The sequence below is a fragment of the uncultured Rikenella sp. genome, from assembly GCF_947628055.1.
In the GTDB taxonomy this organism is placed as follows: Bacteria; Bacteroidota; Bacteroidia; order Bacteroidales; family Rikenellaceae; genus Rikenella.
In genome coordinates, this window is sequence record NZ_CANQYJ010000133.1 from 1 (window position 1) to 5,721 (window position 5,721).

Consider the following 5,721-nt stretch of genomic DNA (forward strand, 5'->3'; position numbering starts at 1 on the left):
GAATACGACCAGGTGCGGGTGGACTACCCGGTGCGTCAGATGGACAAGTGGTACAAGGGCGACGGGGTGTACGGCGACGGGGAACCGTTCCACTGGGATTACTACAACAGTTTCGTGATCCAGCCGATGTTGATCGACGTGTTGAGTGTGATGGGCGACGGTTTCCCGGGTATGCGGCAGCGGGTGTTGGATCGTGCCGTGCGCTATGCGGAGGTGACGGAGCGGATGATCTCGCCCGAAGGGACGATTCCGCCGATCGGCCGGTCGCTGCAATACCGCACGGCGGCATTGCAGGTGCTTTCGCAGATGGCGCTGCTGAACCGCCTGCCGGAGAGCGTCTCGAAAGGGCAGGTGCGGTCGGCGATGACGGCGGTGATCCGGCGCTTTTTCGAGCAGCCGGGGACGTTCGACGAGAACGGGTGGCTCCGGATCGGCTTCTGCGGCGCGCAGCCGGAGATCGGCGAGGCGTACACCTGTACGGGAAGCCTCTATCTTTGCACGACGGGCTTTTTAGCGTTAGGGCTGCCGGAGGACGATCCGTTCTGGACGGCTCCGGCCGAGGCGTGGACGTCTAAAAAAGCGTGGAGCGGCGAGAAATTTCCGCAGGATCATGCGATCGCGAACTGATCGGCGGCTGTGCGATATGAAAAGGGCCGGTATGTTTCCGAGAAACATACCGGCCCTTGTTGATTCCGGCGGATCGGTTTTTAGTCGAAGCGGGAAAATGCTTCCCGAATGAAAGTGCCGTCGGAGGTGTAGTAGAGCGTTTTGCCGTTGTTGATTTCGATTTCGTAGCCGCCCAGTTCTATGTCGATTCCATGTACCGTAGCGTCCGGATACCGCTGGCCGAGGTCGGTTTGCAAGGCCTGGGGCAGGAATCCGACCGGCAGCGGGTGGAATTGGCTTTCGAGATGCGTCCACGAACCGGATTCGTTGAAATCGATCGTGGTGCCGTTGTCTAACGTGACTTCATAGTCGTTGCGGCCGTTGTCCTTTTCCTGGATGATGCTGACAGTGTTCTGCGAGGGGAAATACTGATGGATGAACTGCTGGGCCGTTTGGGGCAGTTTGTCGAACGAGATGCTTTTCTCGTCATCGCAACTGTAAAGTCCGACTGTGCTCAAGATGAGCAGGCATGCGGTAAGAAGACGTAATTTCATGACTGAAATGTTTTGATAAGTTATGAATTTCGGACAAAGATAGGACTAAAATTTGGATTTAAACTGACATGAACCCCCCAGCAGTTTTGTGATCCAACCGAAATGCTTGTACGGCGGATATTTGAGCGGCAGATCCCAATTTTTGGCCGAGCAAAGCACGGATCGCCGGTTGCTGAAGGTGAGGAACGATTCTTTTCCGTGGTATCTGCCCATGCCGCTGTTCCCCACTCCGCCGAACGGGAGCCGGTCGTTGGACACGTGCAGGACGGTGTCGTTGATGCAGGCGCCGCCCGACGAGGTTCGTTGCAGCACGTTGCGTCCCGTTTCCGGCGAGCCGAAATAGTAGAGTGCCAGCGGTTTTTCGTGCCGGTTGATAAATTCTACGGCTTCATCGAGGCGGGTATAACTCATGAGCGGCAATACCGGCCCGAAAATCTCGCTCTGCATGACCGGTACGCTGTCCGTGGGAGCGCCCAGGTCGAGCAGCGTCGGCGCGATGTAACGCTGTGCCGGGTCTGTGTCGCCGCCCGTCAGGATCGTCCCGTCGCTCAGATAGGAGCATACCCGGTCGAACGCTTTCCGGTTGACCATCCGACCGTAATGGGGGCTTTTCCCCGGTTCTGCGCCGTAAAACTCCTCGATCCAGTACTCGATCCGCTCGATCAGCGGGGATTTGATGTTTTCATGAACCAACAGATAATCCGGTGCGATGCAGGTTTGGCCGGCGTTCAGGAATTTGCCCCATACGATGCGCCGGGCCGCAATATCCACGTTCGCAGAATTGTCCGCGATACAAGGGCTTTTGCCGCCCAGCTCCAGCGTGACGGGCGTCAGGTGTTCCGCTGCGGCCCGCATCACCGTCCGGCCCAGCTCCGGGCTGCCCGTGAAGAAGATATAGTCCCACCGCTCGGCAAGCAGAGCCTCGTTCACGTCCCGATGCCCTTCGACCACGGCGATGTAATCGGCCGGGAAGGCCGATTCGACAATCTGCCGCATCACGGCGGATACGTGAGGGGTATAAGGCGACGGTTTCAGCACGACGCAGTTGCCGGCGGCGATCGCTCCGGCCAAAGGGGCGAAAGCTAATTGGAACGGATAGTTCCAGGGTGCCAGGATCAGGATGTTTCCGAACGGTTCGCAGAGAATCCGGCTGCGCGAAGGCCATAGGAATACGGGGGTGCCGACCCGCCGGGGCCGCATCCGGGAGCGCAGGCGGCTCAGCTGGTCGTCGATCTCGCGCAGTACGAGGGCCGCTTCCGTCAGATAGGCTTCGGCCTCCGATTTGTGCAGGTCTTGCCAAAGGGCATCGTATAAGGCTCGCAGATGGGATCGAACCGAAGATTTCAACTTTTGCAATGCGTCGCGTCGGAAATCGTATGCGCGGGTGCGTCCGGAGGCGAAAAAAGCCCGCTGGCTGTCGAGAAGATTCATAAACTGGAATTTAAAAAAGAGAGGAACCTTTAATATAATCCGTTTCATGATTATATGCTTTATCGTATTAGGCATTTCTTGTCCCCATTTTTCGGCTTGCGCCGCCCCCGGCCGCTAAAAGCGAGCCGAACCGAAAAGAGGAGAAAAGTACATTAAGTATATAATCGCGATCCGTTTTTTTTCAAAAACCGGGCCGGTTTTGCATGAAGATTGTTAACTTAGAAGAAAGTTTAAGGTAGAGGTTGTTTATGAATGTTTTAGGCAATATTATATGGATTGTCTTCGGGGGTTTCGCCATCGCTCTCGAATATTTCGCGGCGGGAATCGCCATGTGTCTCACGATTATCGGTATCCCTTTCGGCATCCAGGTTTTCAAACTGGGCACCCTGGCGCTGCTGCCTTTCGGCCACCGCTCGGTGATCGTGGAGGAAAACCGGGGCTGTTTCGCTTTTCTGATGAATGTCATCTGGTTCTTTATCGGGGGTTTCTGGATTGCGCTGACCCATTTCGGGTTGGGGCTGCTGTTCTGTATCACGATTGTCGGAATACCGTTCGGGCTGCAACATTTCAAGCTGATGACGGTGGCTTTCTCGCCTTTCGGGCGTGAAATCGCGGCCATCGACTGATGTTCCGATCGGGATCGGATTGGTACGTTTCTTGTTATTCCGGGTGGAAAACAAACTATCCGATTCTATCTATGAAAATTTTCCGTATCGTAGTGTGCGGTGCGGTGGCTGTCGGGGGGCTGGGAGCGTGCAGCCACAAGGCTCCGAAGGAGCAGATGCCCGAACCGCGTATCGCCGTTGTCAAGGCGTATAGACAAGAGCTTCCCACACGGATGCAGTTCGTGGGGCAAACTTACAGCCAGGCCGATGTGACGATCCAGCCGCGGGTCAGCGGCTACCTGCTTTCCACGCATTACGAGCAGGGAATGCCGGTCAAGAAAGGGCAGCTGCTGTTCAAACTCGATCCCGAACCGATGCGGTTGGAGGTGACTCGGGCCGAAGCCGCGCTGGCTTCGGCCAAGTCGCAGCTGGTGGAGGCGCAGAACAACTATAACCGTTCGGTGCCTTTGGCCCGGATCAATGCCATCAGCCAAAGCGCGTTGGATCAGGCTACGGCCACGCTGGCCTCGGCCCGGGCCAACCTCCGCAGTGCCGAAGCCGCCTTGCGCAGCGCCAACCTCAACCTCTCCTATACGACTATCTATGCTCCCTCGGACGGGGTGATCGGGGAAACGGTCGGGTCGGTGGGCGACTATGTGGGCCCCGGAACGAACAATACGGTGCTGAACACCATCTCCGTCATCGACTCCATCTATGTCTATATCTCCATTCCCACGGCCAAATATCTGTCTATCGTGGAACGGGACAGCCTCGACCGGCCGCTGTACGATAATACGGGGCTGCTCACCGATGTGGATATGACTTTGGCGGACGGGACACCCTATCCTTACAAAGGAGTGTACAAGTTTACGGAGCGCGCGGTGGACAACCGGACGGGGGCCGTGGTGATCCGCGTGTTGTTCCCGAATCCGGAGCATTATCTCAAGCCGGGGCAGTACGTGAAAGTCGATGCCAATGTCGGCGGCGGAAAAAGGATCGTACTGGTGCCTCAGCGGGCCGTGATGCAAAGTCAAGGGGTCAACAGCGTCTATGTGGTCGGCCGGGACAGCACGGTAGCGTATCGTCAGGTGACCCTCGGCGACACTTACGGGAGAGAGTGGGGTATACTGGAGGGGCTCGAACCGGGCGAACAGGTGCTGACCGAGGGGTTCCAGAAAGTGCGCAGCGGAATGAAGATCGTACCCCTGCTGCAACCGGCTCCGCCGTCTGCGGATACTTTGCATAGTCAAATATAGAGAGGAGGACAGCAGTATGATCAACTTTTTCATCCGCCGCCCGATTTTCGCCATGGTGATCTCGATTATCGTCGTGATTCTCGGCTTGCTTTCCATCCGTTCGCTGCCGGTCGAGCAGTATCCGGATATTACGCCTCCCAATGTCGAGGTGTCAGCCTCGTACCAGGGAGCCGATGCGGTGACGGTAGACGAGGCAGTGGCTACTCCGGTCGGGCAGAGCATTATGGGCGTGAGCGACATGCTCTATTTGCAGACTACCAGTGCGAGCGACGGGCGGCCAACTCGCAGTCCATGGTCTCGCGGAGGTAGCGGAAGAGGAAGGAAACGCCGTCCGGGCTGAGGGTGTCCTCCCCGGCGTACCGCTGCATCCACTGGGACAGCAATGTCTGAAAGAGGGAATCCAGCAGCGGGGCCCGGTCCACGGCGGCGTCCTTGGTGCGGGTATAGAAGCTCTCAAAGGCCGCGATCCCCCCGCTGGCTACCTCGCGGTGGATCTCCAGCTGCTCGCTGTGCTGGCACAAGCGCCCGTATACGGCGGAGATGCCGGCGGCGATATATTTTTCGTCCTTGCCGCGCCCCGCGTCCAGGCGGTAGTTCATGACAAAAATGAGATCCTCTGTGGTATAGCTGTCGGGAATTTTTCTGCCGCCCCACAGGTAGCTGCACGCGTACTGGATCAGCTGTTTGCCGGTTTCAGCGTCATCCAGCTGGTCCTGGGCCTCCCGTAACAGAGCGCGGGTGACCTGGCAGCGGAGCTCATAGCGGCTGCAGTTGCGGAACTGGTACGAGCACCACCGCTGGATGCCGTCCTCCTGCCGCAGATACTCCTGCCAGAGAAGGGCCGAAACCGGCTTCCCCTGGATCGCCTGCCCCTGGTACTGCCGGCGGTAGGTCTCCAGCTGCTGCGGCTGCTGGGCGGGGTCCGATTGGAGGATCTCGTCGATCACGCCGGACAGATATGCCTCCTGGCCGGGGAATTCGGGCGCCTCCAGGGCGCTCAGAGACAGACGCCGCCACAGGGTCTGCGCCTCCGGCGAGTCCCTGTTCTCCCGCAGTGCCATCCCCAGGCTGTGCAGGCGGGCCTGGAGCTTCCCGGAATGTCCCAGCGCCGGGTCGTGGAGCAGCTCCTCCGCGATCCGATAGACCTCGCTGGGGAGACCCAGCAGGTCAGGACACAGAAAGCTTAGCTCACGGTCGTACTTCCTGGTGCTCTGCTCGTTGGCGGGCAGCTCCCCGTCCATGCGCGGCGGCAACATGCCGGGGGTGTCC

General features: G+C 58.5%; 6 protein-coding genes and 1 pseudogene. 4 read left to right on the forward strand and 3 right to left on the reverse strand.

The genetic code is table 11. The features are described from left to right. A partial coding sequence (locus Q0Z93_RS09525) for a DUF2264 domain-containing protein (RefSeq protein ID WP_298064935.1) occupies positions 1-627 on the forward strand: 627 nt, incomplete at its 5' end. 80 nt (positions 628-707) lie between these two features. Here Q0Z93_RS09525 and Q0Z93_RS09530 read toward each other — a convergent pair. Both Q0Z93_RS09530 and Q0Z93_RS09535 read right to left on the reverse strand, forming a co-directional pair. After that, the gene (locus Q0Z93_RS09530) at positions 708-1,160 is read right to left on the reverse strand and encodes a PepSY-like domain-containing protein (RefSeq protein ID WP_298064939.1); all 453 of its coding nucleotides are present in this window, start codon (positions 1,158-1,160) and stop codon (positions 708-710) included. Positions 1,161-1,205: 45 nt separating this feature from the next. Continuing rightward, positions 1,206-2,591 carry an aldehyde dehydrogenase gene (locus Q0Z93_RS09535; protein ID WP_298064942.1) on the reverse strand — a complete coding sequence of 462 codons (1,386 nt, stop codon included), beginning with the start codon at positions 2,589-2,591 and terminating at the stop codon, positions 1,206-1,208. 248 nt (positions 2,592-2,839) lie between these two features. Here Q0Z93_RS09535 and Q0Z93_RS09540 point away from each other — a divergent pair, with 248 nt between their 5' ends. The 3 genes and pseudogenes from Q0Z93_RS09540 to Q0Z93_RS09550 form a co-directional block, all read left to right on the forward strand. Continuing rightward, on the forward strand, positions 2,840-3,217 hold the full coding sequence (locus Q0Z93_RS09540) for a YccF domain-containing protein (RefSeq protein WP_298064945.1): 378 nt from the start codon (positions 2,840-2,842) through the stop codon (positions 3,215-3,217). 71 nt (positions 3,218-3,288) lie between these two features. After that, positions 3,289-4,452, forward strand: coding sequence for an efflux RND transporter periplasmic adaptor subunit (locus Q0Z93_RS09545; protein WP_298064948.1), 1,164 nt, complete (start codon positions 3,289-3,291; stop codon positions 4,450-4,452). A gap of 16 nt (positions 4,453-4,468) precedes the next feature. Continuing rightward, positions 4,469-4,726 (forward strand): annotated as a pseudogene (locus Q0Z93_RS09550) (efflux RND transporter permease subunit); the annotation flags it as partial. On the opposite strand, the gene Q0Z93_RS09555 reads toward Q0Z93_RS09550, so the two are convergent. Next, the coding region (locus tag Q0Z93_RS09555; protein ID WP_298064951.1) for a hypothetical protein at positions 4,707-5,721 on the reverse strand (1,015 nt) is incomplete at its 5' end. The pseudogene Q0Z93_RS09550 and the gene Q0Z93_RS09555 sit on opposite strands and share 20 nt — an antisense overlap.